Annotated in this window: 29 protein-coding genes and 1 pseudogene; 15 read left to right on the top strand and 15 right to left on the bottom strand. The window is 46.8% G+C overall.

The window, feature by feature from the left end; translation table 11 throughout:
- The 4 genes from BTJ39_RS18280 to BTJ39_RS18290 all read left to right on the top strand — a co-directional run.
- Nucleotides 1–98 (top strand): IS3 family transposase (locus BTJ39_RS18280; RefSeq protein ID WP_139356339.1); only part of this gene is annotated, 98 nt, incomplete at its 5' end.
- Nucleotides 99–196: 98 nt separating this feature from the next.
- Nucleotides 197–589, top strand: coding sequence for a hypothetical protein (locus BTJ39_RS24640; protein WP_139356378.1), 393 nt, complete (start codon nucleotides 197–199; stop codon nucleotides 587–589).
- A complete protein-coding gene (locus BTJ39_RS18285) occupies nucleotides 590–1006 on the top strand; it encodes a hypothetical protein (RefSeq protein WP_078004128.1) in 417 nt (138 codons plus the stop codon).
- 75 nt (nucleotides 1007–1081) lie between these two features.
- Nucleotides 1082–1489 carry a hypothetical protein gene (locus BTJ39_RS18290; RefSeq protein ID WP_078004129.1) on the top strand — a complete coding sequence of 136 codons (408 nt, stop codon included), beginning with the start codon at nucleotides 1082–1084 and terminating at the stop codon, nucleotides 1487–1489.
- Nucleotides 1490–1800: 311 nt separating this feature from the next.
- Here BTJ39_RS18290 and BTJ39_RS18295 read toward each other — a convergent pair whose 3' ends face one another.
- From BTJ39_RS18295 to BTJ39_RS18305, 3 genes are all read right to left on the bottom strand, one after another.
- Entirely contained in the window at nucleotides 1801–2385 is a 585-nt protein-coding gene (locus tag BTJ39_RS18295; protein ID WP_078004130.1) for a DUF4755 domain-containing protein, read from the bottom strand.
- 295 nt (nucleotides 2386–2680) lie between these two features.
- Complete coding sequence (locus BTJ39_RS18300) at nucleotides 2681–3778, bottom strand: relaxase/mobilization nuclease domain-containing protein (protein ID WP_078004131.1); 1098 nt, start codon at nucleotides 3776–3778, stop codon at nucleotides 2681–2683.
- Between the two features lie 9 nt (nucleotides 3779–3787).
- Nucleotides 3788–4180, bottom strand: coding sequence for a hypothetical protein (locus tag BTJ39_RS18305; RefSeq protein WP_078004132.1), 393 nt, complete (start codon nucleotides 4178–4180; stop codon nucleotides 3788–3790).
- A 254-nt stretch (nucleotides 4181–4434) separates the two neighbouring features.
- On the opposite strand from BTJ39_RS18305, the gene BTJ39_RS18310 reads away from it, so the two are divergent.
- The 4 genes from BTJ39_RS18310 (at nucleotide 4435) to BTJ39_RS24645 (ending at nucleotide 7964) form a co-directional block, all read left to right on the top strand.
- Entirely contained in the window at nucleotides 4435–5688 is a 1254-nt protein-coding gene (locus tag BTJ39_RS18310; protein WP_078004133.1) for a hypothetical protein, read from the top strand.
- A gap of 9 nt (nucleotides 5689–5697) precedes the next feature.
- A complete protein-coding gene (locus tag BTJ39_RS18315; protein ID WP_078004134.1) occupies nucleotides 5698–6813 on the top strand; it encodes a DUF262 domain-containing protein in 1116 nt (371 codons plus the stop codon).
- Entirely contained in the window at nucleotides 6810–7496 is a 687-nt protein-coding gene (locus BTJ39_RS18320) for an MAE_28990/MAE_18760 family HEPN-like nuclease (protein ID WP_176110371.1), read from the top strand. The genes BTJ39_RS18315 and BTJ39_RS18320 overlap by 4 nt, the downstream gene beginning before the upstream one ends.
- Before the next feature lie 210 nt (nucleotides 7497–7706).
- Nucleotides 7707–7964 carry a hypothetical protein gene (locus BTJ39_RS24645; RefSeq protein WP_139356379.1) on the top strand — a complete coding sequence of 86 codons (258 nt, stop codon included), beginning with the start codon at nucleotides 7707–7709 and terminating at the stop codon, nucleotides 7962–7964.
- A 60-nt stretch (nucleotides 7965–8024) separates the two neighbouring features.
- Here the strand turns inward: BTJ39_RS24645 and BTJ39_RS18325 are convergent, their stop codons facing one another.
- From BTJ39_RS18325 to BTJ39_RS18335, 3 genes are all read right to left on the bottom strand, one after another.
- Entirely contained in the window at nucleotides 8025–8384 is a 360-nt protein-coding gene (locus BTJ39_RS18325) for a hypothetical protein (RefSeq protein ID WP_078004135.1), read from the bottom strand.
- 181 nt (nucleotides 8385–8565) lie between these two features.
- Nucleotides 8566–9780 carry a tyrosine-type recombinase/integrase gene (locus BTJ39_RS18330; RefSeq protein ID WP_078004136.1) on the bottom strand — a complete coding sequence of 405 codons (1215 nt, stop codon included), beginning with the start codon at nucleotides 9778–9780 and terminating at the stop codon, nucleotides 8566–8568.
- A 200-nt stretch (nucleotides 9781–9980) separates the two neighbouring features.
- A complete protein-coding gene (locus tag BTJ39_RS18335) occupies nucleotides 9981–10844 on the bottom strand; it encodes a YicC/YloC family endoribonuclease (RefSeq protein ID WP_078004137.1) in 864 nt (287 codons plus the stop codon).
- Nucleotides 10845–11032: 188 nt separating this feature from the next.
- Between BTJ39_RS18335 and rph the strand changes: the two genes are divergently transcribed.
- The 3 genes from rph to BTJ39_RS18350 all read left to right on the top strand — a co-directional run bounded on the left by rph (nucleotide 11033) and on the right by BTJ39_RS18350 (nucleotide 15364).
- A complete protein-coding gene (gene rph, locus BTJ39_RS18340) occupies nucleotides 11033–11749 on the top strand; it encodes a ribonuclease PH (RefSeq protein WP_078004138.1) in 717 nt (238 codons plus the stop codon).
- A 50-nt stretch (nucleotides 11750–11799) separates the two neighbouring features.
- Nucleotides 11800–12441 (top strand): orotate phosphoribosyltransferase, encoded by a 642-nt coding sequence (pyrE, locus tag BTJ39_RS18345; protein ID WP_078004139.1) that lies wholly within the window; start codon nucleotides 11800–11802, stop codon nucleotides 12439–12441.
- Nucleotides 12442–13282: 841 nt separating this feature from the next.
- Complete coding sequence (locus BTJ39_RS18350; RefSeq protein WP_176110373.1) at nucleotides 13283–15364, top strand: autotransporter outer membrane beta-barrel domain-containing protein; 2082 nt, start codon at nucleotides 13283–13285, stop codon at nucleotides 15362–15364.
- A gap of 169 nt (nucleotides 15365–15533) precedes the next feature.
- Here BTJ39_RS18350 and slmA read toward each other — a convergent pair whose 3' ends face one another.
- The 3 genes from slmA to coaBC all read right to left on the bottom strand — a co-directional run bounded on the left by slmA (nucleotide 15534) and on the right by coaBC (nucleotide 17919).
- Entirely contained in the window at nucleotides 15534–16130 is a 597-nt protein-coding gene (slmA, locus tag BTJ39_RS18355; RefSeq protein ID WP_078004141.1) for a nucleoid occlusion factor SlmA, read from the bottom strand.
- A gap of 138 nt (nucleotides 16131–16268) precedes the next feature.
- Nucleotides 16269–16727, bottom strand: coding sequence for a dUTP diphosphatase (gene dut, locus BTJ39_RS18360; protein ID WP_078004142.1), 459 nt, complete (start codon nucleotides 16725–16727; stop codon nucleotides 16269–16271).
- Nucleotides 16705–17919, bottom strand: coding sequence for a bifunctional phosphopantothenoylcysteine decarboxylase/phosphopantothenate--cysteine ligase CoaBC (gene coaBC, locus BTJ39_RS18365; RefSeq protein ID WP_078004143.1), 1215 nt, complete (start codon nucleotides 17917–17919; stop codon nucleotides 16705–16707). The genes dut and coaBC overlap by 23 nt, the downstream gene beginning before the upstream one ends.
- A gap of 202 nt (nucleotides 17920–18121) precedes the next feature.
- On the opposite strand from coaBC, the gene radC reads away from it, so the two are divergent.
- The 4 genes from radC to mutM all read left to right on the top strand — a co-directional run bounded on the left by radC (nucleotide 18122) and on the right by mutM (nucleotide 20365).
- Complete coding sequence (radC, locus tag BTJ39_RS18370; protein WP_241825942.1) at nucleotides 18122–18790, top strand: RadC family protein; 669 nt, start codon at nucleotides 18122–18124, stop codon at nucleotides 18788–18790.
- 262 nt (nucleotides 18791–19052) lie between these two features.
- Nucleotides 19053–19289 carry a 50S ribosomal protein L28 gene (gene rpmB, locus BTJ39_RS18375; RefSeq protein WP_078004144.1) on the top strand — a complete coding sequence of 79 codons (237 nt, stop codon included), beginning with the start codon at nucleotides 19053–19055 and terminating at the stop codon, nucleotides 19287–19289.
- A 10-nt stretch (nucleotides 19290–19299) separates the two neighbouring features.
- Complete coding sequence (gene rpmG, locus BTJ39_RS18380) at nucleotides 19300–19467, top strand: 50S ribosomal protein L33 (RefSeq protein ID WP_001051798.1); 168 nt, start codon at nucleotides 19300–19302, stop codon at nucleotides 19465–19467.
- A gap of 88 nt (nucleotides 19468–19555) precedes the next feature.
- The gene (gene mutM / locus BTJ39_RS18385) at nucleotides 19556–20365 is read left to right on the top strand and encodes a bifunctional DNA-formamidopyrimidine glycosylase/DNA-(apurinic or apyrimidinic site) lyase (protein ID WP_078004145.1); all 810 of its coding nucleotides are present in this window, start codon (nucleotides 19556–19558) and stop codon (nucleotides 20363–20365) included.
- Nucleotides 20366–20367: 2 nt separating this feature from the next.
- Here the strand turns inward: mutM and coaD are convergent, their stop codons facing one another.
- The 6 genes and pseudogenes from coaD to BTJ39_RS18415 all read right to left on the bottom strand — a co-directional run bounded on the left by coaD (nucleotide 20368) and on the right by BTJ39_RS18415 (nucleotide 26233).
- Nucleotides 20368–20844 (bottom strand): pantetheine-phosphate adenylyltransferase, encoded by a 477-nt coding sequence (coaD, locus tag BTJ39_RS18390; RefSeq protein WP_078004146.1) that lies wholly within the window; start codon nucleotides 20842–20844, stop codon nucleotides 20368–20370.
- A complete protein-coding gene (locus tag BTJ39_RS18395; protein WP_078004147.1) occupies nucleotides 20841–21620 on the bottom strand; it encodes a glycosyltransferase family 2 protein in 780 nt (259 codons plus the stop codon). Before BTJ39_RS18395 ends, coaD begins: the two co-directional genes overlap by 4 nt.
- Nucleotides 21621–22895, bottom strand: coding sequence for a lipid IV(A) 3-deoxy-D-manno-octulosonic acid transferase (gene waaA / locus BTJ39_RS18400; protein ID WP_078004148.1), 1275 nt, complete (start codon nucleotides 22893–22895; stop codon nucleotides 21621–21623).
- A 100-nt stretch (nucleotides 22896–22995) separates the two neighbouring features.
- Nucleotides 22996–24129: a glycosyltransferase family 4 protein gene (locus tag BTJ39_RS18405; protein WP_078004149.1), complete on the bottom strand. Its 1134-nt coding sequence runs from the start codon at nucleotides 24127–24129 to the stop codon at nucleotides 22996–22998.
- Nucleotides 24122–25192, bottom strand: coding sequence for a putative lipopolysaccharide heptosyltransferase III (gene rfaQ, locus BTJ39_RS18410; protein ID WP_078004150.1), 1071 nt, complete (start codon nucleotides 25190–25192; stop codon nucleotides 24122–24124). The genes BTJ39_RS18405 and rfaQ overlap by 8 nt, the downstream gene beginning before the upstream one ends.
- Before the next feature lie 42 nt (nucleotides 25193–25234).
- Nucleotides 25235–26233 (bottom strand): annotated as a pseudogene (locus BTJ39_RS18415) (glycosyltransferase).
- Nucleotides 26234–26478: the final 245 nt, after the last annotated feature.

Below are 26478 nucleotides of genomic sequence, written 5' to 3' on the forward strand. Positions count from 1 at the left end.
TGTTCAATTATATCGAGTGTGATTACAATCGCTGGCGTCGCCACAGTGCCTGCGGTGGTATCAGCCCGGAACAGTTCGAAAACCAAATCCTCGCTTAGGGCGTGTCCACATTACGTGGGTAGGATCAGTTAAGGGCTATAAAATTAATTCGCATCAGCCAAGACATCTTCTTAATACATTAGCTCTTATTTCAGGCATGGATGGTTTCGATCTTGCTCGCTGGTCAGGACGACAATGTATTGCTCAGAACAGATATTATGATCACCGTAACCATGCTCATATGCTTAGTTTAATGAGGGGCAGAGAGATTAAAGTTGAAAATGAAAAGCTTCCTGAAGCTCGAATTGATGATTTGAATATCCTGAAAAATGGTGCCGTGATGGTCAGTAAGCACGGATATTGCAGACATGCCTATGCTTCAGAACCATGTGCATTTTACCCTGAAAACGAGTCAGGGATTAATGGGGAAAGATTTTCAAGCATACATCTAAGAATACGAGAAAAAGCAATTTCTGATAGAGAGGAAGGGCATGAAAGTGCTCGTAAGTGGTGTGAATTCCATGAAAGAATAAAAATTAAGGAGTTATAAATGGCAAAACATATTAGTATTATTCAAATTAGATATATTGTAGAAGTAATAAATAGATGGTCTCAGAATGAAAAGCTGACTTGGGATGCTTTGTGTGACAAGGTTTCATCAGATATTGGTAAAAGACCATCTCGTCAGTCTTTATGTAGTCATAAATTTATAGAAGAATCATTTAAGCTAAAGAAAGAACAGCTAAAACATGGTGAAGATAAGACTATCAGACCTGCAAACATAAATGCCGCTATTAAAAGGATAAAAAGGCTTGAAGCTGAAAATAAAGCATTATTAAAGGAAAATACCCGATATCATGAGCAGTTTCATAGGTGGCAGTATAATGCTCACATACGGCAAATAACTCTTGAAGATTTGAACAGTCCATTACCTAAAAAATACGATGATAAATTTGATAGGTTTTAACTATTGACATGATTAAATTTTATGATATTTCTTTTAGAGTCAGGATGACATTTACAAATAGCAAGGATGCTTATTATGAATAAATTACAACGATTTTTACCAGACCAGCGGTTCTTAATACTTCTTAATCGCTTTATTTTAAAATACGATGAATCTGAGTGTAGTAAAGAGAAAATCATAAAAGATGCATATCTTTTTTGCATAGGTTATTTTCTCAAGTATCAACAGGATTATGAAAACCCAGGTCTTAAGGGTTCATCAAACATTATCGCCGTTCTCACCTCTGCCTTACTCAGCCCTAACTTTCATACCATACCCAGCACTATAAGCCTTGAAAGGATTCTATATTTCTATAAATTCATTGTGGAGTATGTGGTATGGAATGAGTATGAAGTAGAGAAAAGCTTTAGGGAACATAAGCTAAATTATGAAAGGACGGCGATGTCATCTAAATACAACCAATTGATAAAAAAGAAAATTTGAACAATACAATGTATAAAAAGCACCTGACAGGTGCTTTATTGTTAAGGCTGCTTTATAATTCCACCCGGGCGGATGCCTGAGCTTAGGCTCAAAATAATTATAAAAAAGACAAGGTGGTCTCTATGAAGATTATTGTTTTGGTTCTAATTTTTATTACTCTCATGCTAATTTCCCCATCAGCAATGTAATTGAGTAATATTTGTCATACAGTAAGAGTAGATGTTTTACCCTTACTGTTTTTTATAATGCGTAAATTATTTAATGTCAATAAAGGCTGTAGTAATTCATCAATGAGATTTTTTCCCTAAAAATTAACCTTTATTAATTACCTTCTCGAAAATATGCATCCACCGTTTTAACTGTAGTTCTGTGTCCCTGATGCCTTCTTGAGAGTTAAAGTCACCTTGTTTTGGAAAAAACATCACTCTCCATTCAGGATACTGGATATCATCTACTGCGATATAGAATCCTGACTCCCGGAAATCATGTGTGCGGTCCAGTTCTTTATCGATACCAGCTCGTTCCCTGGTAGTAGACAAGTTGTATCGCCATTCTTTGATAGCTGAGAAGGGGTATGTTTTCTGTTTATTCTCTTCCTTGAGATGAATTAGTCCTCGTTTTTCATCGAGCTTCATAGCAGTAGGACCGAACTCGTGACTCCAGATACCATCTGTTTCGCCGAAATGATCTTTCGTGCTCGCATTCCATTTCTTAATTCGAAACTTTTTATAGGCAAACATCAAAAGCATGATGCTTACGAAAATCCAAATTAGAGCAAGTTGCACTAATCCTTTCATACCTAAGAAGTAGAAGATGACAATAGGTAAGGCAATAGCAATCCATACCCTTTTCATTAGAAGAAAGTTCGGTTGTTTTACTTCAGTCATTGCTGTCATTCAAATGTCCTTCATGAGGTTTGCTGGATTAGAGGCGCACTTATTCTTCAGCTTTTTCGCTGATAATTCAGTAAGCTACATCGCTTGGTTTGAAGTCACTTTACGACTCAGAATTAGTTACTAGCAAATCATTTATACCGATCGATCACTTTATTTTGATAGTCATTAACTATCACTAATTTGAAATTGATCAGTGATAACGATCGATCGATTTTGTCTATCGATTTGAAAGGGAATGAAAATATTCATGTAACTTGATTTAGTGAGTGGTTTTAACTCACTGAAAACTGGTCCATTAGACAGGCTTGAAGTGCTTTTTTTTAACCGAATCTTGAGAATTGGCTTCTGTAATTTTTAGAGGTTTTGGATTGTCATCCACGATTTTCCTGATGAGGGCTGTTTTATTAACTGGCTTGAGAATGGTTGAACCTATAGCTTTCATACTGCAAAAGAACTCGCTGAGGTAAGGTATCCACTGCAACCAGCGAGACCGGATATATTCACTGAAATTTGCTGGGCAAGGTGTAGCTGTGGGATAAACTTCAATGGGAGTCGAAAAATTTTCAGTGATGGCAATCGATACAGGAGCATTAGTATCTATTGGTTGAGTCACGATGATCCGCTTACTCAGATTTGACCATGCATAAGCTTTGCCGATCTGAGAGCCTTTAAAAGCTATCCCTCCGTATTCATATGAGAAACCGTTCATCTTGCCAGTCGAAGCAACATTGGCTATCGCAGTTATATTTTGCTTTTGCAGTTCATCGGTGAAGTCTTCCATATTGATTTCGTTAAAGAAGACCAAAATCGCATCTATAGCTTCCTGAATCACTCTCTTAGAAGCTTTCTCTCCGGTCCTTACTTCCATCATTTCTTCGTTACGAGTGAGCTTCTTATGCTTCTGGGACGGTTTAGAAGGAGAAGGGCCTTTGGTTCGAGTGAGCTGATGATCTTTTTCAAGCTCCTGGATGATACGAGTGCTCTTAAAGTTCTCGTTCCTGCCCAAGTAAAGCTGGCCGTTTAAAATGTTTATACGGGAAGCAATGATATGTATGTGTTGACCTTCTTCGTCGTCATGTAGGACATAACAACGAAGATGAGTGTCTGAGAAACCCATTCGCTTCATGTAATCGTCGGCTAAGAGCCTCCAGTGCTCATTGGTTAATGAATCGCCCTTTGGTAATCGTAGTGAGTTATGCCATACAGGTTTCTTAACATCTTCTCTCAGTTGATGAGTTCTGGTGAACTCTGCTGTCAACTCCTCCACTGAAAAGCCTACCAGGTTTCCTCCTATCACAAGGGGAGCGGTTGAGTGATGAGGAGCAGGGGCAAGAGCATATGAGACGACACCACGAAAGTTCTTACCCCGGCGAATCCTGTTCATTCCCTTCATACAGGATGTTTACTCATTTAATTTCAGCAGAGCATCTCTTACATGCGACAGCTTCACTTTCAAAGCAGTTAACTCTTGTGAGAGAGGCTGAGCATCTTCACCTCTGCGAAGCAGGAACGAAGTAAGATCATTCAGCTTCTGTAGGGAAGCAGTAAGCTCCTGCCAGGCTACTTTGTTGGGTTCTGGAACTGTTGGGGGGAGTTGCTGAAGAGCTGAAGATCTCAGCCAACAGCTTTTGCTGAGCTGGTTCCGAGAGTCATTCACTTGCTTGAGTTCAAAATCGTTAAGACGAACCGTTACTGTGTGCTTGCGGATGCGGTTAGGTGGTAGTTTCTTTGCTTTCGGATCATCACTGAACGACGAAGGAAACTCGTCATCAAATATATTATTAAATTTTTCCATATCAACTCCTTTTGATCATGTGGTTTATAGCAAGTCCGTATGCTATGTATAAACGAATATCATAATAAGCAATTGTGTCAATGCCTTAGGTGTTGATTTAGATTTTCGTTTTTCTTTTTCTGACTACAAGGAAGAAAAACAAGGGGAACTCAGCTTCGCTGAGTTAGCCCTTGCTTCTTATCTAATTGAATACAGATGATATTTTATTGTAGCTATGCTAAAATAATCAAAAATAATACTTGTTTAGGTATGGTATGGAAAGTATATCAATCACACCAACAATAATTAACCCTAAGCGGGTTTTTAAAAAAACTACAGGTGAAGAATGGTATAACTATTATGCAGGTTTTTCTGATGATTTTGTTTCTGAAATTTTAAATTCTTTCGAACTGCCAAAAGATTCCGTCATTCTTGACCCTTGGAACGGTGGAGGAACGACTACTTTAAATTGTGCGCTCGCTGGATATAATGTTATAGGCATAGATTTAAATCCAGTTATGAACATAGTCGCAAAATCGAAATTTTGTAATACCGATGATGTCCTCATGGCTTTAGATATAGTCAAATATTTAAGAGTAAATAACTACCCTAACAAGCTTAATGATGAGTCTGATTTCCTTTTAAATTGGTTCGATTATAACACTGCATCATACATTCGTTATATTTCTTTTTCCCTACAAAATAAATGCAATACTATTTTAAATTCAAAAGTTTTTTCTTTAATATTCTTAGCTCTGTTTAAATTGGTTAGGAAGTATATTGGAAAGTTTATCCCTTCAAACCCAACATGGGTTAAAAAAGCTAAGAATAGTAATGATAAGATATCCATTGAATCCACAAAAATTAAAATAGATTTAAAAAATATTCTCCGTGAAAAACTGAGTGCAACATTTGTTGACAATGTAAGTAGTATTGGTAAGGAAAGATTTTATTGTGCATCTTCAACTAAGTTGCCGTTGAAAGAGCATAGTGTTGATGCTGTTATTACTTCACCGCCGTATTGCACCCGTATTGATTATGGTATTGCTACATCACCAGAGTTAGCTGTTTTGCTTGGTAATCATCCAGCAGAAATTGATAATATTAGACGAACTCTGACCGGTAGAACCACAATCGATAAAAGCTTTCTTGAAATAGAATCATTAGGCTTGACTGCAAAAAAAATGCTACTTGAAATTTTTAACCATCAATCCCATGCTTCGGTTTCTTATTATTATAAGAATTTCGCTCAGTATTTTATAGACATAAATGAGTCTCTTAAGCAAATAAAAAAAGTTCTTAAAAGAAATGGGTATTTTGCTTGTGTTGTGCAGGATTCTCATTACAAAGAAATTTATTGCGATCTTGCCTTGATCTTTACAGAAATGGCTGAAGAAAACGGTTTGAGCCTCATTCACCGCCAAGATTTTATGTCTAAATTCGTAATGGCTAACATAAACAGTAAAGTAAAAAAATACCGAGATAAAATTACTGCTAATGAAACAGTTCTGATTTTTCAAGCAAATTAGGAGCATTGAATGAGCACTGAAGATATTCTTTCCGAAATTGAATCCGAGATGGCTAAAGTCCATACACAAAGCCTTGATTTATCTTTCAATGAATTAATGGATATGTATGAAAACAAAGAACTTGATATAAGCCCAGATTATCAAAGGCTTTTCAGATGGACTGAAGGAGCAAGATCAAGATTCATAGAATCCTTATTACTCGAAATGCCAGTTCCGCCTATATATGTAGTTGAAACTGAAAATGGTGTTTATCAACTAATAGATGGACTTCAGCGATTTTCCTCTTATTTGCATTTAAGGGGAAAACTTACGGCTGAGCATATGGAAATAGCGGAAGGTAATAAACTCGTTCTCTCTGATTGCGATATAGTAAAAAGCCTTAATGATTTAACATACGATGAATTACCTTTATCTTTGAAAATTAAATTAAAGAGATCTTTTGTTCGAGTTGAAGTTGTTAGAAAGGGAAGTGATAATAAGTTTAAATATCATATGTTTAAACGGCTAAACACTGGCGGTGAAGCATTAACTCAACAACAAGTAAGAAATTGCACCATTAGAATGTTGGACCCGAAATTTAATGATTTTATTATACGGTTATCACAAGATCATCATTATAAAATATGCACTTCCCTTTTGTCTGAATCCCAAAAGTTTGGTGCATTTGATCAAGAATTAGTATTGCGATATTTCACTTTCAAAAATAATAGAGCAGCTTTCAAACATGACATAGCGGATTTTCTAACTGAATATATGGAGGGTGTTTCATCTGGAACCACTGATTTTGATTATGCAGATAATGAGAGTAATTTTAAAAAAGTATTTGAAGTTCTTTCTAAAGCACATGGCGAAAAAGTGTTTGGTCGAATTAATTCAGATGATGGATTACAGTCAAACTTCAATATTTATCATTTTGAATCGATAACTATTGGTATTCAATCTGTTATCAACCAAATTGATGAAAATGATGATGCAATTATCGATAAAATCAGAAGTGGAATTATTCAGTTAAAAAAGGATGGCACATTCAAGACCCAAACAACGGGCGGTGGAAAAAACTCTCCTGGTCCGTTGAAAAGTAGAATCGAAATTGCCATTAAATATCTTGAGGGCGCTCTCAAATGACCCCAGAAGAATTTTTAACTCAAGTTGAGTTGGAGCGAACTTGGAGAGAAGAGGAAATAAGATCGCTAAACAATATCATCGAGAAGTCAGATGATGTCAGTATTTATATGATGCGAAGGGCAGTTATTTGTTTGCTTTATGCTCATATCGAAGGGTTTGTTAAATTTTCTTTCAATCTTTATATTGATGGAATTAACAAGATGGAGCTTAAGTGTAATGAGGTAAAACCTGTTTTAGCAGCGGCTGTCTATTATAAGGATTTTTTAAAAATGAATAATCCTGATATTAAGAATAGATTATTCAAGAAGACATTACCTGATGACTCACACTTACACCGTATTTTCCGTTATGAAGAATTTTTTGAGCGATTGTCTGGTGTTATGGATGGTAAGATTTTCATCGCGGATGGATACGTAAATACTGAAAGCAATGTTGGTAAAGAAATACTTCAGAAGTTATTGTATCAAGTTGGATTATCTCACACTTCTTTAGATCAAGTAATTGGACCTTTAACAAGATTAAAGAATAAAAGAAATGATATTTCACACGGTGTTGATAAAGCAAAAGTAGAATATGAAGAATACAAAGCTTACTATGATTGCTCAATAAATATCATGTCGGAATTAATCAAGGTCTTATTTTCAGCATATCAAAGAAAAGATTTTCTAATTAATAGTAATTGATCTTATATATAATAAATCTATTTGAAGCGCTTTTAATTTTTTTATTCTCATTATGCTTGACTTATTCTATCAATCTTTTAGATTTTATTAACAGCTAATATTTGGTTGGAATATTTAGAGGGGCTTCTTAATATTATTGGATAAGTGTTTTTTTACTTCCATAAGCATTGGTTCCCTCTATTTTATTATTTAAAATTGTGAGGGGTTAATATGTGGTGGATAGAGATTTCAGATACAAAAAATAGAAAAGCTATTTATATAGAACTTCCTGAAGAGAATTGCAGAGCATTATACAGATTTATTTCTTCAACCTCTAAAAATATTCCAGTGAGTTTTGGTTATATAGGCAACAATGGAGAGCTTAATTGTATAGGTTCAACAAATATAGATTCTCAATACAGGAAGAAGCCTATGTTCGATGGGGAAAGACCAGAACTTCAAATCGAAAATTTTTATCAGGCATGTTAAATAATTAATTTTACAATCAAAGTTTTTAGCACTCCTATCGTTAAATAAGAGTGCTTTTATTCACATACTGAGTTTTCTACCGGGTCTATAGTTTTTGAGAAAATCAGATATAGATTCACAAATTTTTTCTTTATTAGCTTGAGCGGGTAGGTCAATATTTTCATCTAAATCATTTTTTTCTTGTGTGACTTCTTCTAATTCAAAGTATGCACCATCATCATTTTCTTTTGGCGATGCATTATATTCAATAATTTGAGGGAAGTTTAATTCATAGCAATTTTCGTAGGCAAGGTTTTGTTCGGCAAAATAGGAGCGCACAGAACCAGAGATAGTGTCGATAACCAAATATAGAATATTTGCATCGCTCTCACTTTGATATTGATTAACTTTAATGACAGTAAATCTTAAGTCAGTCGCCATTATTTTTCCTTTCAAGTTTGTTAAACAACTAAGTTAGTAATTTATAGATTATTAACTATTATTTGTGAATTGGTCAGGCGATAAATGTCTTGTTAATTTTATAAATATTTTCAATTTAGTAAAGAAAATTTTACCAATTACATGGGTTGTTTTAATTTAAGTTTATGTATTTTAAGGTCTTTTATTTAAGTATGGCTGATAGAACTATTGATAAGCCTTCTAATGCATGGCTTCTTTCTTCAAAATAATCATACCTGTCATAAATCCCCTCAACACCTTTGAGTTTATGGTTCAAGCATCTCTCTGCTACATGAGGAGGAACGGACAGAGAAGCGAGTAAGCTCCGGCTCGTTCTTCTCAGATCATGAACGGTAAAATATTCCATATCACCCATAACGTTTGGCGGTTGCTTCTTCTTGCCTGGCTCGATACCGAAAAGCTTCGCTATGGCCCTGTTGAGAGTGTCTTTTCCCATATGCTGATTTTTACTTGTCCGGCGATTAGGGAAGACATAAAGCGAATCCCATGCTCTTACCCTTAACTCTTCTAAAATCTCAATAGCGAGCTGGGGAAGCGGAATGACGATTGCAACACCAGACTTGCTCCTTTCCTTGGGTAAAAACCATTTTTTATCTTCTAAATTGAATTCCGACCACGGAGCTTCTGTCAGCTCACTCTTTCGAACAGCAAGAAGCAATAGTAGGGCACATGCCAGATAATTATCACGAGAGAAGCTGTCAGAGTGTTCTCTGAACACTTTAAAAACATGAGCAATCTCTTCTAAGCTCAATGCTCTTTCTCTGCTCTTTTCAACTCCTCCAGCATCATTCACTTTGAAAGCAGTAGCTGGGTTGCTCTGAACAAGACCAAGTTTGATACCATGATTGAAGAGCTGTTTCATGTAGAGAAGGGCATCATTTGCGATAGTAGGTCTGTCATTGGCGGTGATTTTTTGAATGATGGAACGAACATCTAAGGGTGTGACTTTGCTTAAGGCAAGGCTACCAATTGAAGGAGCAATGTCTTTACGGTAAACCCTTTCAGGTATGCCCGGATATTTTAATCTTTTAACAAGATCTTTATGCCAGTCTTCAAACAGCTCATTCACTGTAGTCAGTTCTACAGGTCTGTTTAGCTTCCTTTCTGCGATAGGATCATCTCCAGCCAGAACCTTTTTGCGAACATCTTCTGCAAGGCTACGGGCTTCTGCGAGTGACACTATAGAAACTTTGCCTAAAGTGATTTCTCGTCTCTTTGTGTGTGCTGTGTATCTCAGCATCCAGTAAGGTTCACCTTTGGATGGGATCTTCAGGTATAAGCCTCGCTCATCTCCAAACTTACCAACTCCGCCTGCTTTTATCAGAGATTGAACGGCTTTTGCTGTTAGTGAACCCATATACCTGACCTGCTAATCCTAAGTGGGGGGTATTTGGTTATAAACTGTTATTTTTGGCTAGTAAAGCAAAAACACTCCCCACTCTACCCCCCGATAAATGGTGGATATTGATGGAGATGTATGTTTATTGGTGGAATTTAACGGCAATAAAAAAGCCCATTTAACATGGGCTTACGGATATTCATGGATGGGAGTGGAAATTATTCGATATTCTGGATCTGCTCGCGCATCTGCTCAATCAGTACTTTAAGCTCGATGGCGGAGGTGGTGATCTCGGCGTTAATCGATTTCGATGCCAGGGTATTAGACTCGCGGTTAAATTCCTGCATCATAAAATCAAGGCGGCGTCCAACGGCCTCTTTTTTCTTCAGGATGTTATAGGTTTCTTTAACGTGAGCATCAAGGCGGTCCAGCTCTTCGGCAACGTCTATGCGCTGCGCCATCATCACCAGCTCTTGCTCAAGACGGTTGCTGTCAGTCTGCACTTCGGCATCCTCCAGCTTGCTTACCAGCCTTTCGCGCTGCCACTTTAATACGTCCGGCATGTGCGACCGCACTTTGCTGACTTCAGCGCTGACGCCGGCCAGCCGCTGCTCAATCAGACTTTTAAGCGCGGCGCCTTCGCTTTCGCGGGCGGTAATGAAATCATCAATCGCGCCGTCGAGCGCCCCCAGCAGCGCTGCTGCGATAGCATCCAGATCCTGCTCGCCCGCAGACATGACGCCCGGCCAGCGCAATATATCCAGCGGATTGATTTCACCTTCATCGCTTTGCATTTTTACCCAGTTGGCCGCTTTTACCAGCTGGATCGCCAGTGGCTCATTGAGAATCAGATCCCCCTGAGACTGCAAATTGGCATCGAAACGCAGCCCGCATTCGACCTTGCCGCGCGTTAGCCGACTGCGGAGCCTTTCGCGAATCACCGGTTCAAGACTGCGGAACTGCTCGGGAAGACGGATGTAGGTTTCCAGATAACGTTGGTTAACTGAACGTAGTTCCCAGGCGGCGCTGCCCCAGTCGCCTTTAATTTCACGCCGGGCGTAGGCGGTCATGCTGCGAATCATGTGGCTTACCCGTAAATAATGAATGTTCGCTGATTATAGCGACGTGCGGCTGGGGTTAACAGGCGCAGGCGCAATAACTGGCAAATCCCTTGCCACAATTGACGTTAAGCCGGCTTTAGCGGGATAGGCATCCGGCGGTGAATTCCGTATAATGCGCAGCCAAATCCCAATACCGCCGGAGAGAATTTATGCGTCCAGCAGGCCGTAATGCACAGCAGGTGCGTCCCGTTACCCTTACCCGTCATTACACTAAACACGCAGAAGGCTCCGTACTGGTCGAGTTCGGTGAAACGAAAGTGCTCTGTAATGCCACCGTTGAAGAAGGCGTGCCGCGCTTTCTTAAAGGTCAGGGGCAGGGCTGGATCACAGCAGAGTACGGCATGTTGCCGCGGGCGACCCACAGCCGAAACGCACGTGAAGCGGCAAAAGGAAAGCAGGGAGGCCGTACGTTAGAAATTCAACGTCTTATCGCCCGTTCACTGCGCGCGGCGGTGGATTTGCACAAGCTGGGTGAATACACCATTACCCTTGACTGCGACGTTATTCAGGCGGATGGCGGCACGCGCACGGCGTCTATTACCGGCGCTTGCGTTGCGCTGGCCGATGCTTTGAACGCGATGGTAGCTAAAAAGCAGCTGGCGGAAAATCCCATGAAAGGCATGGTCGCGGCGATTTCGGTTGGCATCGTTAACGGCAGCGCGGTGTGCGATCTTGAGTACGTCGAGGACTCGGCAGCCGAAACCGACATGAACGTGGTAATGATGGAAGACGGCCGGATGATAGAAGTGCAGGGAACGGCAGAGGGCGAGCCTTTCAGCCATGAGGAACTGTTGACCCTGCTCGATCTGGCGCGCGGCGGTATAACGACCCTGGTAGCAGCGCAGAAGGCTGCACTGACCGACTGATAACACAGGCGACCGCAGAGTCGCCTTTTTTATGCGATGAGGAAGTGAATATGAAGGCCTGGCAGCGACAGTTTATTGAGTTTGCCCTGAACAAACAGGTGCTGAAGTTTGGTGAGTTCACGCTAAAATCCGGGCGCATCAGCCCCTATTTTTTTAATGCGGGTCTTTTCAATACCGGCCGTGACATCGCGCTATTGGGCCGTTTTTATGCCCAGGCATTGATTGATTCGGGTATCGATTTCGATTTGCTGTTTGGCCCGGCATACAAAGGCATTCCGATTGCAACCACCACTGCCGTGGCGTTAGCCGATCATCATGACCGTGATGTCCCCTGGTGTTTTAACCGCAAGGAGGCAAAAGATCACGGCGAAGGTGGCCTGCTGGTCGGCAGTCCACTGCAGGGGAAAGTGATGCTGGTGGACGATGTGATTACCGCCGGAACCGCGATCAGGGAGTCAATGGCGATTATTCAGGAAAACAAGGCGCATTTGTCAGGCGTGCTGATTTCTTTGGATCGCCAGGAACGTGGACGGGCGGATATATCCGCGATTCAGGAAGTTGAACGTGATTATAAATGCAAAGTGATTGCTATCATCACGCTAAATGATCTGATCAATTACCTGGAAGAGAAAGCCGAACTGGCCGATCACCTGGCGAAAGTCAGGGCTTATCAGAAAGCCTACGGTATTTAAGAAACCGCTAAATAAATAAGGAGCATATGTGTGATGCTCCTGTGATTTTTATAATGTTAAGTTGTTAATAGTATCAATCTGGCTGTGGTTATTTCTCCGGGCTATATTCCCTCTTGCTCATGGATAGGCATCATCTTAGCGGTCGTTTTTGGCGTAAAAGGTAAAAATGTGAAGCAGACCGAATAATAAAAATGCCATACGAGCGGTGTCCTCCAATCTTATCTATATTCATACCGACTGCTGACCTTGTTATGCGGCTGTGCTTTTGGCTGAAATGATATTTAAGTTGCAAAGAAAAAAATTTTAAGGACATAAAGCGTCAGGACCCCGTCTTTATCAAACAATTTTATTGCTAAATAGCTTTAATCTGGTTTGTCCGGCGCTATAAAATATCAGAGGAAAGATCATGGGGAAATTAGTCACTGCAACTCTTTTAGCTGCTGGTATATCAACGGCTTATGCCGAACCTGAACCTCCGCTTCATCCATATTCAGGCGGTGCGATAAATGGGACGTTCAGTAAAAGCCTCTATGCAGTAGATCAACAGGGCGTCGAGGAAACACTATCATCCCCCGGTGCTGAAATACTTGATACGTTCGTCTGGTTAGGTCCGGGCGCCGTGATAACTGATGGCGTACCTGGCTTTGTACGTAATTCAGCGGCAATTGGCACTGATACGATTAATCTGGGTGGGAGAAACCTTTTTTACATCCAGGGAAAAACGCAGACAAATGCTACCGCTATTAATAGCATATCAGATCCAGTTAGCGTAGTTGAGAATTATGGTGAATACCTTTATTACTACGCCGCGGGTAGCTCCGGTGATGGCTGGATAAACACTGTGCGTGCATTACACGGGCAGGGAAGAGCGCTATGGACTGGCTTGGGTAGTAATATGGGTGCGGTAGTAAACGATAACAATAGTTTGATTATCTCTGATAATGCATCTGCTCTGACATTGGGTGGCGATGTGACAAGCGTAACCAATAATGGTGAGATACGGGCCTCTGATTACGCTATTGAAATAACGCCCGGTGCAACTATTGGCTCAGTCACTAATAATGGTGATCTTACCGGTAACGCCGGAATAATGAATGCAGGTCATATTACCGGCGACATAATTAATACCGGGGTAATCAATGGCGGTATCCTCAACTATGGCGCCATTGATGGCGGCGTTACGCTGGGTAATGCCACGCTCATTCTGGCCGGTAACAATGCTTCTGTCGGCGCTGTCAGCGGCAGTAATAACTCTGCTGTGACGATAGGGCGCAGCGATGAAGCGGCGAGCTTCCGGGCGATAAATGCTGTCGACGTTGGTTCAATCAGTGTACTAAATGATAGTCGGTTACTGCTGGCTGAGAACCTGAACTGGCAGGCAGACGCGATCTCCAATAACGGAACAATTGTACTGGGAAGCGGCAGCACTCTGACGGGGTCCACTAGCAACGCTGGCACTCTCACGCTCAGTGATGCGCAGAACGTAAATGCCAGCATTGCGGGCGACGTGAATAACAGCGGCAGCCTGGTGCTCAATCCGACGCCGCAAAGCGCCGGAAATACGCTGACAATTAACGGCAACTATACCGGCGCGCCAGGCAGTAAAATTTCGCTTGGCAGCGTACTGGGTGGCGATGCCTCATTGACAGATAAGCTGATCATAAATGGCAATACCACTGGCAGCAGTGCCTTGTCAGTTGCTAATGAGGGTGGATCTGGCTCCTCTACGCTGGAAGGTATACAACTGGTACAGGTAAACGGTATCTCCGATGCTAATTTTACTCTGGACGGGCGCGTGGTGGCGGGGGCTTATGATTACACACTGGAAAAAGGCGATGCTTCTGGCTCTGAGGCTAACGGTTGGTACCTGAGCAGTTATACGCAATCCACCTCCCCTGGCTCATCAACGTTTCCCGGCGCGCAGGTTAACCCGCAGCGCAGAGTTCGTCCGGAAGCAGCCAGCTATGCCGATAACCTGCGCGCGGCAAGTACTCTGTTCAACACCAGCCTGTACGATCGCGTCGGTGAAACGCAGTATGTTGACCCGCTTACCGGTGCAATGCGTACCACCTCAATGTGGATGCGCAACGTCGGTGGTCATAACCAGGCGTCCATGTCGGACGGACAGAACAAAACCACCTCTAACCGCTACGTGCTGCAGATCGGCGGCGATATCATCCAGTGGCGAGATGCAAAGGCGGGTAAGTTCAGCCTCGGTATTATGGGCGGCTACGCTAATCAGAGAAGCCGCTCCCGTAACCACCTGAGCGGCAATGACTCCAGAGGCGCCGTTGATGGCTATAGTACCGGTCTGTACGGTACCTGGTTGCAGAATGCTGATGATAAGTCAGGTCTTTATATCGACAGCTGGCTGCTTTACAGCTGGTTTGATAATGAGGTCAAAGGGCAGGGATTGGCGCCGGAGACATACAAAAGCCATGGTTTAACGGCGTCTCTGGAAAGCGGCTATAACTACCGCGCCAGCAGTTGGATGAGCAGTAAGGGCATGGAAAATAGCATCTGGCTGCAACCCCATGCCCAGGTTATCTGGATGGGTGTGAAAGCGGACGATTACACTGAAAGCAATGGCGCCCGGATTGAAAGTGAGGGTGACAATAACGTTCAGACCCGACTGGGCATGCGTGCCTTCCTTAACGGTAAGAGCGCGCTGGACAAAAATAGCGTGCGTGAATTCCAGCCGTTTGTTGAGGCTAACTGGATTTATAACAGTAAACAGTATGGTGCCAGTATGAATGGCGATAAAGATCATATGCAGGGGGCTCGTAATATCGGCGAGCTGAAAGGCGGGGTGGAGGGCAAGCTGAGCAGTCGTCTGAGCATGTGGCTGGACCTGGCGCATCAGATAGGTGGCGAGGGTTACAGTGACACTCAGGGGACCTTGGGCGTGCGCTATCAGTTCTGATAATTACCGGGAGCGCACCGCGTAAAAGCGGGTTGGCGCAGTCCCTGAAACAGCGTAAAGAGACGCGGCGTTATCACGGGCTATCGCCGCTCAGCATCAGTTGACGTAGCAAGGGGGCGCTTTTTTCTGCGCTCCCCGGCCGTGGATAGCCAGTTTGCTACCCTGTGGTTTACACTAGCTGGGCGGCGATGAGTGGCCAGCGCGTATCAAAATCCTGAGTGGGACGATAGCGGAACTCTGAGCGCACATAGCGTGACAGCAGGCCTTCACAGCTGGCCAGCAGCAGGCTGGCAAGTAGCGTTTCATCGCTACTGAAACCTTCACCCTCGCGTAATTTACGCTCGCGCAGCACCTGACGCAGCTGTACTTCAATACGCTCAAACAGCTGGTTAATTCGCCCTTGCAGACGGTCCTGCTCAAACATCAGCGCATGGCCGGTCAGAATGCGCGTCAGGCCGGGATTACGCTCGCCGAAGCCCAGTATTAATTGCGTAATCAGGCGCAAACGGGGCAGCGTCTCTTTTTCATCTTGTAAAATCAGATTGATGCGCGTAATCAGGCTGTCTTCAATAAACTCAATCAGGCTGTCGAACATTTTGGTTTTGCTGGGGAAGTGACGGTAGAGCGCCGCCTCTGAAACCCCAACGGTTGCCGCCAGCTTGGCGGTGGTTATACGCTGGCTTCCATCACTGGACTCCAGCATCTGTGCCAACGCCTGCAATATTTCATCGCGACGGTTTTTTTTGGCGCGCTTTTGTTCTGCCATCTCTGCAAAGACCCCTGAAAAACACCTTCAATGGACATAAGCTCACGTTCCCCTGACGGACAAATTACCCATCAGGAAACAGGATACGTGAAACGTATTATCAGGCGCTGAGCGCCTGAGATACTGACGATGAGGCGGTTATTGTCGGCCTGAATGGCCGAATCCTCCTTCACCGCGCAAACTGGCGTCGAAAGATTCAACGATATTAAATTCTGCCTGCACTACCGGTACGAACACCAACTGAGCGATACGCTCGCCGGGTTCAATGGTAAAAGTATCCTGGCCACGATTCCAGACGGAAACCATCAGCTGGCCCTGATAATCGGAGTCGATCAGGCCGACCAAATTTCCCAGCACGATACCGTGTTTATGACCCAGACCTGAGCGGGGAAGAATCACCGCCGCCAGCTGCGGATCGCCGATATGTATCGCCAGGCCGGTCGGGACTAAGGTTGTCTGGCCGGGCGCCAGTTCAACCGGGGTATCCAGACAGGCGCGCAGATCGAGCCCGGCAGAACCCGAAGTTGCATAGGCCGGCAGGGGAAAGGCGCTTCCGACGCGGGGATCGAGGATTTTAATATCTATTTTTTTCATCATAACGAAGAATAATCTCGTCTAATAATTGTTGGCCAAGGAGAGTTTTATCACTGAGCGGCAGGACTTTCTCTCCCTTCTGCCAAAAAAGATGCAGCGCATTATTATCGCTGTTAAAGCCTTGTCCCGTCTGGGACACATCATTGGCGCAGATTAAATCGAGGTTTTTCTGCAGTCGCTTTTGCCGGGCGTATTCTTCCACATTCTGGGTTTCTGCGGCAAATCCGACAACATAAGGGCGATCACTGGTCATTGCAGCGACCCCTGCCACGATATCAGGGTTTTTTACCATTCGCAGCGTGATTTCGTCGCCCTGCTTTTTAATTTTTTCCACCGCGATTTCGCTGGCGCGGTAATCCGCTACTGCGGCACAGCCGATAAAAATCTGCTGCCGTTCGGCGTGGCGCATTACTGCGTCCTGCATTTCCAGCGCGCTGATAACGTCGATACGCTGAACGCCGGCAGGGGTCGGCAGGGCTACCGGGCCGGCAACCAGCGTGACCCGCGCGCCACGACGCGCGGCGGCTGCGGCAATGGCGAAGCCCATTTTTCCTGAGCTATGGTTAGAAATGAATCTCACCGGATCAACCGCCTCACGCGTTGGGCCTGCGGTTATCATAATGTTCAGGTGTTGCAGATCGTTGACGGGAACCGCCCATGCCGCGGCTTCGGCGACAAGCGCTAATGGGTCAATCATTCGTCCTGGGCCAACGTCTCCGCAGGCCTGACTGCCGCTGTCCGGTCCCCAAATCATCATTCCTCTGTTTGCCAGTCGCGCCAGGTTCTCCTGCGTTACCGCCGCCCGGAACATCTGCTGATTCATCGCCGGGGCAACGGCGACAGGCGCGGCAGTCGCCAGGCAGATAGTGGTGACTAAATCATTTGCCATACCGCAGGCCAGGCGGGCGATGAGATCGGCGGTCGCCGGGGCAAGGATGACCAGATCGGCCCATTTACCCAGTTCAATGTGGCCCATCGCCGCTTCAGCGGCGGGATCAAGCAGGCTGTCAGAGACGGGAAAACCTGAAACCGCCTGCAGGCTTAGCGGCGTAATAAAGGCCTTAGCGGCCTCGGTCATTGCGACTCTGACTTCAGCGCCCCTGTCGCGCAGGCGGCGCACCAGCTCAGGTGCTTTATAGGCGGCAATGCCTCCACTGACGCCCAGCACGATTTTTTTACCGTGTAATTCCATCATGATGTTTTGCCCCACCGAAGCTGGTAGCAGGCGCTGCGCGCCGCATTATCCCTTCATCTTATCACACTAAGATAAACCGCGATTAGCACTGCCGATCGCCTTGCTAATTTTGCGAGCATCGCCGAAAAATCGAGTCAGGGGAGTAGTGGCGCGCGACTACTGGTTGCATGATCAGGCTAAGATTATATTCCGGGAAAAGATGATGGCTAAAGCGTGGATGACTCTTCCCCCGCGGGAAAAAATGATCAAGTACGGCGCCGAAATGCTCAGTGATGCCGAGTTGCTGGCACTATTTTTACGAACCGGCACCCGGACTCAGCACGTTATTGAGGTCGCGGAGCGTTTGCTGTCGACCTTTGGTTCGCTGCGGCGCATTTTGCTGGCAGATAGCAGCGAGCTTAATCAGGTTGGCGGGATTGGCGTCGCTAAATTTACCCAGTTACATGCCATTGCAGAGCTGGCGGACCGCTTTTATGACAGCCAGAGCCTGCGTGATGGCAGCCTGAATAGCCCCCATTCAACGCGGCGTTTTTTACAGCGTCGCCTGATGCGCCAGCAGCGGGAAATATTTATGGTCATCTTTCTGGATAATCAGCATCAGGTTCTCACCGCAGAGGAGATGTTTGCCGGAACGTTCAATTCGGTCGAGGTTCATCCACGGGAAATTATTCGCCGGGCTCTGAAGCTGAATGCGGCGGCGCTGATCGTTGCCCACAACCATCCCTCCGGTGTACCGGAGCCCAGCCGTGCTGACCGCCAGCTTACCGAACAGCTCAGACAGTCTTGCACTTTTTTTTCGATCCAACTGCTGGACCATCTGGTGATTGGGCACGGTTGCAGCGTTTCTTTTGCTGAAAGAGGTTGGTTATAACCCCGATCGTCAGGGGGAATAGCGCTATTTTTAACCGCTGAAAAGCGATTTTCAGGCGATCCGGCGGGATCTTTATTTATCCGGGACTTGAGCGACCGCGCGACAGGGCGTATACTACGCCACCTTTGAGAATCTCGGGTTTGGCGTTTGGGCCTGCTCAGCGGGTTCGCATTGAACCAGTCTGGACAGGCTAAGAGCCTGACGAGGCGGCCAGAAACCCTATTTTTAAAGCTCGAGCTGATTTGATTTTTGGAGAATTGACATGTCACGAGTCTGCCAAGTAACTGGCAAGCGTCCGGTGACCGGTAACAACCGTTCACACGCGATGAACGCGACGAAGCGCCGTTTCCTGCCTAACCTGCATTCACACCGTTTCTGGGTTGAAAGCGAGAAGCGTTTTGTTACTCTGCGCGTATCTGCTAAAGGTATGCGTGTTATTGATAAAAAGGGCATCGACACCGTTCTGTCTGAACTGCGTGCCCGTGGTGAGAAGTACTAAGGAATAAATCATGGCTAAAGGTATTCGTGAGAAGATCAAGCTGGTTTCCTCTGCTGGTACAGGTCACTTCTATACCACCACGAAAAACAAGCGTACTAAGCCGGAAAAACTTGAGCTGAAAAAGTTCGATCCGGTTGTGCGCCAGCACGTGATCTACAAAGAAGCTAAAATCAAGTAATTGATTTAGTGATGAAGTAGAATAAAAAACCTCGCTCCGGCGGGGTTTTTTGTTTTGCCTGCCGGTCAGCGTTTAATGGAGAGGGGCGATGCCTGAATTACCAGAGGTTGAAACCAGTCGTCGGGGAATTGAGCCTCACCTGGTTGGTGCAACGATATTGCATGCCATAGTTCGCAATCCGCGGTTGCGCTGGCCGGTAGCGCAGGAAATTCACGCGCTGAGTGACCAGCCGGTGCTGAGCCTGCAGCGGCGGGCGAAATATTTGCTCCTTGAGCTACCAACGGGCTGGATTATCATTCATCTCGGCATGTCCGGCAGCCTGCGGGTCTTGCCGGAAGAACAGCCGGCGGCAAAGCATGACCACGTTGACCTGGTGCTGAGTAATGGCAAGGTGCTGCGCTATACCGACCCGCGCCGCTTTGGCGCCTGGCTGTGGAGCATCGATCCGCAGGCCAGCAGCGTGCTGGCGCATCTTGGACCGGAGCCGCTCAGCGATGCGTTCAATGACGAATACCTGTTTATGAAATCACGCGCGAAGCGCACGGCGATAAAACCCTGGCTGATGGATAATAAACTGGTGGTTGGCGTCGGGAATATCTACGCCAGCGAATCACTCTTCGCCGCCGGTATTTTACCCGATCGTCCTGCCATGTCGCTAAGGGCAGATGAGGTCGGGATACTGGTACGCTCGATTAAAGCGGTATTGCTGCGCTCGATCGAACAGGGCGGCACTACCCTGCGTGACTTTTTACAAAGTGACGGCAAGCCGGGTTATTTTGCCCAGGAACTGCAGGTTTATGGTCGCGCAGGCGAGCCGTGTCGGGTGTGCGCTACGCCGTTGCTAAGCGGTAAGCACGGGCAGCGCAGTACTTACTGGTGCCCACATTGCCAGAAGTGAGCTTACAGCTTAGCCATCAGCGCCTGCCAGATGACATCCGGCAGGAAGGCTTGCACATCGCCGCCGTGGCGAGCCACTTCTTTAACCAGCGATGATGAAATAAAGGAAAACTCTGCGGATGGCATCATGAAAATGCTCTCCAGGCCGGGCAGAAGATGATGGTTCATCCGCGCTAATTGTTGCTCATACTCAAAGTCTGATACCGCACGCAAGCCGCGAATCAATACGTTTGCCTGCTGCTGCTGCGCAAAGTTAGCCATTAAATCGCTAAAACCCACCACTTCAACGCCCGGCAGGTGCTGCACGGCCTGACGTGCCAGATCGACGCGCTCGTCCAGGCTGAACATCGGCTTCTTACTGGGGCTGGCGGCAATAGCGAGGACGATGCGATCAAACATGCGCGCTGCGCGCGTCAGGATATCCAGATGCCCGTTAGTCAGCGGATCAAAGGTGCCGGGATAAATTGCTTTGGTGCTCATAAAGGACCTTTTTTGGCGGCGTGATTTAGCGCCCAGAGCGTGGTGTATTTATTGAAAGTATATTGTGCGTTCACCATCGCCAGCAACCATCCCTGCTTGCCGTCCAGAAAACCGGCGCGTATTACCAGCGTTTTAACGAAAGCGCCGAGCGTATGGCTGAAGATAGAGAAGAAACCACAGCGCTTGCCCTGATGAAAACGCTGCTTTGCCCAGGCTTCCGCATAGGCAAACTGTTTCCACTGAAAGCTGGCGAAATCGCGACAGGTCAGATGAAGCAAATCGCCCTGCAATGGCTGAATACGGGCGTTACCGCTTTCCAGTGATTCATGAACCTGGCTGTCATTGTACTGATAATGCTGAGGATAAAGGCGGGTTACGCGATCGGGATACCAGCCGCTGTGCCGCATAAAGCGTCCGAGAAACAGATTCCGGCGGGCAATGCTCCAGACGACATCTTGCTGCAGCGGCGCATTTAGCACCTGTTCAATGGCAAGGCGCAGCTCAGGAGTAACCCGTTCATCGGCATCGATCATTAAAATCATTTCGCCGGAGGCGCGCTGCTGGGCCAGCTGGCGTTGTTTACCGTAGCCCGACCAGCCATCGGTGCTGAACACCAGCGCGCCGTGACGAGTGGCAATTTCCTTTGTGGTATCCCGACTGCCTGAATCCAACAGGATTATTTCATCTGCCCAGCTGACCGACTCAAGGCATTCCGGCAATAATTCGGCTTCATCTTTCGCGATCATTACCACTGAAAGACGCAGGGGCTCTGTCATTTAATGGTTCCGCTGTGGCAGGTTAGGTTCCAGTAACTGTAGCAGACGTTGCAGTGCGCCCTGGTTCTGATGCAGCACTTCCACGGCGTGGCGGCCATAGTAGAGACGATAATCCTCATCGTTGAGCAGATTAGCGATTTCGTGTGCCAGGCTATTGGCGTCGGTTACGGTTATCAGCCCGTCAGCAGCCTGCAGGCGGGCGCAAATATCTTTAAAGTTAAAGGTATGAGGCCCCATCAGCACCGGGATGGCGTGTGCGGCTGGCTCCAGTGGATTGTGGCCCCCTCGTTCAACCAGGCTTCCGCCGACGAAAGCCAGATCGGCGATGCCGTACAATAGCATCAGTTCGCCCATGGTATCGCCGATAACGACCTGGGTGCTGCCGGAAGGGATTTCGCCGCTGCTGCGAGTGATATAGCTAAAGCCCCCTTTCAGCGCCATTTCACTGGCATCTGAAAAACGCTCCGGATGACGCGGCACCAGAATTAATAACAGCTGTGGGAAGCGTTCGAGCAGCTTGCGATGTGCTTCAAGAACGATGCGCTCTTCGCCCTCGTGGGTGCTGGTGGCAATCCATACCTGGCGGCGCGGCGCCCACTGGCGTCGCAGCGTAACGGCTCGCGCCGCCAGTTCAGGCGTGACGGAAATATCAAACTTGAGACTGCCGGTCACCGCCAGCTGTGAGCGTTTCAGGCCGAGGGCGATAAAGCGATTGCCGTCCTCTTCATTCTGAGCGGCAATCAGGGTAATACGCGGCAGCAGCCGGCGCATGAACTTCCCGATTTTCTGATAGCCGCGGGCAGAGCGCTCCGACAAGCGTGCGTTAGCGATAACCAGTGGGATATTTCGCTGGTGCAACAACGTAATCAGGTTTGGCCACAGCTCCGTTTCCATAATGATCATCAGCCTGGGCTGGGCATTATCAAGGAAACGGTTAATCGAGCCGGGTAGATCGTAAGGTAAATAGACGTGCTGAACGTCTTTACCAAATGCCGATTGCGCCCGTTCTGAACCGGTTGGCGTCATCGTCGTTACGGTAATCGGCAGCATTGGATAACGGTGGCGCAGTGCGCGAACCAGCGGTATCGCAGCCAGCGTTTCTCCGACCGAAACTGAATGTAGCACAATGCCATGAGGCAGCACTTTTCCAGCGCAGTAGCCATAGCGTTCTGCCCAGCGTTTACGATAAGCAGGCGCTCTGCGGCCTCGTAACCAAAGACGAAGCCAGATCAGGGGCTGAATCAGATACAGCAGGACAGTATAAAATGTTCTCATGCAATATAAACGAGTACGCGTTACAAAGCGCCAAAGGGTGCCGAAAAACGAAATAATACGGTATGTTAGCAGATTAATACGCCAGTCCCATACTACTTCATCAGGACGGCTGTAGTACCTGCCGATATAGTTCGTTCAATTGCCGGGCCAGCGCCTGCGGCGTATAGGGCAGAATGCGCTGCCGCGCAGCCTCAGACATGACACTGTCTTCATTCAGGCAGGGGATATTTTCCATGGCGCGAGCAATCGCCGTCACATCCAGTGCATCAGTAACGTAGCCTTCAACGCCCTGCTGGATAAACTCAGCGCCGCCGCAGGTGGTACTGGTAATAACCGGCAAGCCGCAGGCCATGGCTTCCAGTATGACATTCGGGAAGGGATCGTAAAGCGTCGGCAGCACCAGCGCATCAGCAGCATAGTAAAACGGCATTACTTGCTGCTGCACGCCGACGAAGTGTATGCGTGCATTACAGCCCAACCGGCGGGCAAGTGCCTGATAATGTGGCTGTTGCTTATCCTGGCCGACAACGATTAAATGCGCCGAACTCTGGGCCAGGGCGCTGATTGCTGCGCGCAATCCTTTACGTTCAAAACCGGAACCAACATAAATGAAAACTTTGGCGTCATCAGCAATCGTCAGCGCATGACGCGCAGCCTGGCGCTGCTGTGAAGTCGCCGGAATAAATTTATTATGATCGATAGCATTATAAATAATGGCGAACTTCTCTTCCGGAACCTGGAAGCAGCGCATGATGTCCTGCTTTATCATGCTGGAATTACAGATGATTTTTTTCAGCGCCGGGGAACGAAACATTGTCTCTTCAGCCTGCATCACATAGCGGTGATAGCGGCTAAAAGCGCTAAGAAATCGCTGTAAGGGCGACAGGATTCTGGCTCGCTGCTCAAGCCATACGCGGTGGACGCCGTCGCCGGCGCGAAAGATATCGCAGCCGGCGATGCGTTCATGGCTCTGAACAATGTCAAACTTCTCTCGTTGCCAGCAGGCGCGGGCCGCCTCGGCAAATCCACGCTCGCGCGAGATCCGCCCCCACTTTTGCGGGTTGCAAATGTGCAGATGCCAGTCTGGGTTTGGATCGCCTTGCCAGCTGCGGGTAATAATATTTAATTCCAGCGTATCGTCATCTAATGCCTCCAGCGCGCGGGCAATAAAACGTTCCGCACCGCCATCCGGGCGGTATTTTTGTCGAACGATTGCCAGGCGGGTTTTAGTCATTCAGATAACTCCTTGCAGCGTTAGCGACTTCTTCCAGTGGAATCGAGGAAAGATAGCGTGTCTCAGTATGGGTATTAATGCTATCGGGGTCCGGCAACTCGCCAAAGTCACCGGCCCAGATCACCCGGTTATTTTTACCCCATGGACGCCACTGTGTCAGCTTGGTAGGGCCAAACAGCGCAATGCATGGCGTATCGAGCGCGGCAGCCATATGCATGGGCGCGGAGTCAACGCCGATAAACAGGCGGGAATGATCGATGAGCGCCGCCAGCTGCGGAAGCGAAAGCTCTCCGGCGAGAGAAATGGCCTGCTTATTTTTACTGAGCGCCATAATATTCGCTATCATCTGCAGCTCGTATTTGTCTGGCGCGCTGGTTAGCACCAGCTGATAATTTGGGCTAGCTAACGCTTCCAGCAACGCGGCGAATTTTTCATCTGTCCAGCATTTAAAGACCCAGCGTGAAGTCGGCTGAATCACCACCCAGGGTTTACTGACGCCTTTTGATTGCAGCGCGCTTTGAACATGCTGCCAGTCTTCATCATGGTAATGCATCGAAGCCTGAGCGCCAGTGGTCGCCATGCCCAGCGGGGAGAGCGCCAGTAAATTTTGCTCGGCGGTATGAAGCCTGTCGAAATGGGTGGTGGCGACTCGCGTTGGATGCGCCATGCGCCAGAAAAAGCTTTGCCGCTTGTCGTAATCAAAGCCGATACGCACGTTCGCAGCGCTAAATAGCGTTAATAAAGCACTACGCCACTGATCGGCAAGATTGATTACCAGGTCGTATTTTTGACGACGGATTTGTTTGAGCAAATGCCACTCGTGCCTGATGTGCTGCCACGCACCCTCTTTCTTCCACTGGCGGTCGATAATGAAAAGTCGATTGATTGCCGGGTGCGCCTCCAGCATCGGGCGCGTTTCTTTATAGAGAAGAACGTCGATTTTCGCCTGCGGATAGCGCTGATGCAGCGCATTGATTGCCGGCGTGGTCAGCAGCATATCACCATGGTGACGCAGTTTTATAACCAGTATCCGTTGCGGGGTGAAGTGGGCGGGTACGCTCATCAATGGTCGCTCTCGGGGCAAAGTAAAACTTATAAAAATAAATCAGCTTTGCCGCCAGTGCTGTAGACGACTTAACCAAAGTAATAGCTGATACCACTGTTTCAGACCGCGGGCATTACGCAACATTATCATACGCATGCCGCCGGTACACAGGTCCGAAATCATCGTCTGCTGTGCATCAGATTCAGGTTCCCGGCGGATGGCATGGCATACGGCCAGCGCTTCGCGTGTAACCTGACGATAAAAAGAAGGATAAAGCTTAACGCGTTTACGGTAGCGTTGGTTAATCCCATCCAGCATACGTACAATTTTAAGATAGTGGCGCTGATATTCAACGTTACGTTGGCCAGTACGCTTTTGATTGCTGATAGATTGGTCATGCATAACGTAACGGTAGAGAATTTCATCGGTATAACGAACCCGTTGTACGTTAAGCATTAATTCGGTGGTCTAGGGAATATCCTGATGATGAAGTCCGGGGTCGAAATCGAGCTTAAGCTCGCGGATGAGCGACAGCCGGTAAATACCCGCCCAGACGACGTGCAGATAGCGGTTGGTTAATAGCGCTTTATTCAGCCATTCAGGGCCGCTGAGTACCGGGGTGGAGCTTAATCTTTCTTTTGGAATTAAGGGCTTACTAATGCTGTTCACAGGGAACCAGCGTTCAGCGTTACACTGGGCGACGTCAAGTTCGTCTGTCAGCGCCATGTCAATCAGCGTCTGATACATGTGCGGCTGCATGGTATCGTCAGCGTCAGGAAAGGTTACATACTGACCGCGCGCCACGGCCAGCCCGGCGTTACGCGCCCGGGAAACGCCGCCATTTTCCTGGTCGATGACGCTGACGTGAGGATACTGCGCTGCATAGGCGTGCGCTTTCTGGCCCGAACCGTCCGTCGAACCGTCGTTCACAATGATGATTTCCAGCGAAGTCAGCGTCTGGGCCAGCAATGCCTGCATGCAGGCATCAAAGCTGCGGCCCGCATTGTACATAGGAATAATAACGCTTAGTTGTGGTGAACAATAAAACTGCTGTGCCATTTTCAGTGTTTTTCTTATATATCAATACATTGCAATTTCACCGCTAGTGGGTATTCAATGCGCTCGGGCATGTATCAGTCAGCGGAAAAACTAATACGATTGAATCACCCTACCGGTAACAGGTGTCGGGTAAATGAACAAAGGGATGAGGTTGCGCAGGTAATCAATAAAATGTTACCCGGCAATTTTCATCCTTCAACGCAGCAAGCTTCTGCAGTATCCGGCAGATGAACTTGCGAGCGGCG

The sequence above is a fragment of the Izhakiella australiensis genome (genome assembly GCF_002006995.1).
GTDB classification, from domain to species: Bacteria; Pseudomonadota; Gammaproteobacteria; order Enterobacterales; family Enterobacteriaceae; genus Izhakiella; species Izhakiella australiensis.

Coding starts and splice junctions, on each gene's coding strand:
- BTJ39_RS18285 (WP_078004128.1), top strand. CDS start 590: ATGGCAAAACATATTAGTATTATTCAAATTAGATATATTGTAGAAGTA.
- rfaQ (WP_078004150.1), bottom strand. CDS start 25,192: ATGAGCGTACCCGCCCACTTCACCCCGCAACGGATACTGGTTATAAAA.
- mutM (WP_078004145.1), top strand. CDS start 19,556: ATGCCTGAATTACCAGAGGTTGAAACCAGTCGTCGGGGAATTGAGCCT.
- rpmB (WP_078004144.1), top strand. CDS start 19,053: ATGTCACGAGTCTGCCAAGTAACTGGCAAGCGTCCGGTGACCGGTAAC.
- pyrE (WP_078004139.1), top strand. CDS start 11,800: ATGAAGGCCTGGCAGCGACAGTTTATTGAGTTTGCCCTGAACAAACAG.
- BTJ39_RS18325 (WP_078004135.1), bottom strand. CDS start 8,384: ATGGCGACTGACTTAAGATTTACTGTCATTAAAGTTAATCAATATCAA.
- BTJ39_RS18310 (WP_078004133.1), top strand. CDS start 4,435: ATGGAAAGTATATCAATCACACCAACAATAATTAACCCTAAGCGGGTT.
- BTJ39_RS18295 (WP_078004130.1), bottom strand. CDS start 2,385: ATGACAGCAATGACTGAAGTAAAACAACCGAACTTTCTTCTAATGAAA.
- BTJ39_RS18305 (WP_078004132.1), bottom strand. CDS start 4,180: ATGGAAAAATTTAATAATATATTTGATGACGAGTTTCCTTCGTCGTTC.
- BTJ39_RS18395 (WP_078004147.1), bottom strand. CDS start 21,620: ATGACAGAGCCCCTGCGTCTTTCAGTGGTAATGATCGCGAAAGATGAA.
- BTJ39_RS18405 (WP_078004149.1), bottom strand. CDS start 24,129: ATGACTAAAACCCGCCTGGCAATCGTTCGACAAAAATACCGCCCGGAT.
- radC (WP_241825942.1), top strand. CDS start 18,122: ATGGCTAAAGCGTGGATGACTCTTCCCCCGCGGGAAAAAATGATCAAG.
- BTJ39_RS18335 (WP_078004137.1), bottom strand. CDS start 10,844: ATGATTCGCAGCATGACCGCCTACGCCCGGCGTGAAATTAAAGGCGAC.
- BTJ39_RS24645 (WP_139356379.1), top strand. CDS start 7,707: ATGTGGTGGATAGAGATTTCAGATACAAAAAATAGAAAAGCTATTTAT.
- slmA (WP_078004141.1), bottom strand. CDS start 16,130: ATGGCAGAACAAAAGCGCGCCAAAAAAAACCGTCGCGATGAAATATTG.
- BTJ39_RS24640 (WP_139356378.1), top strand. CDS start 197: ATGGATGGTTTCGATCTTGCTCGCTGGTCAGGACGACAATGTATTGCT.
- rph (WP_078004138.1), top strand. CDS start 11,033: ATGCGTCCAGCAGGCCGTAATGCACAGCAGGTGCGTCCCGTTACCCTT.
- waaA (WP_078004148.1), bottom strand. CDS start 22,895: ATGAGAACATTTTATACTGTCCTGCTGTATCTGATTCAGCCCCTGATC.
- dut (WP_078004142.1), bottom strand. CDS start 16,727: ATGATGAAAAAAATAGATATTAAAATCCTCGATCCCCGCGTCGGAAGC.
- BTJ39_RS18320 (WP_176110371.1), top strand. CDS start 6,810: ATGACCCCAGAAGAATTTTTAACTCAAGTTGAGTTGGAGCGAACTTGG.
- BTJ39_RS18290 (WP_078004129.1), top strand. CDS start 1,082: ATGAATAAATTACAACGATTTTTACCAGACCAGCGGTTCTTAATACTT.
- coaBC (WP_078004143.1), bottom strand. CDS start 17,919: ATGATGGAATTACACGGTAAAAAAATCGTGCTGGGCGTCAGTGGAGGC.
- rpmG (WP_001051798.1), top strand. CDS start 19,300: ATGGCTAAAGGTATTCGTGAGAAGATCAAGCTGGTTTCCTCTGCTGGT.
- BTJ39_RS18300 (WP_078004131.1), bottom strand. CDS start 3,778: ATGAAGGGAATGAACAGGATTCGCCGGGGTAAGAACTTTCGTGGTGTC.
- BTJ39_RS18315 (WP_078004134.1), top strand. CDS start 5,698: ATGAGCACTGAAGATATTCTTTCCGAAATTGAATCCGAGATGGCTAAA.
- coaD (WP_078004146.1), bottom strand. CDS start 20,844: ATGAGCACCAAAGCAATTTATCCCGGCACCTTTGATCCGCTGACTAAC.
- BTJ39_RS18330 (WP_078004136.1), bottom strand. CDS start 9,780: ATGGGTTCACTAACAGCAAAAGCCGTTCAATCTCTGATAAAAGCAGGC.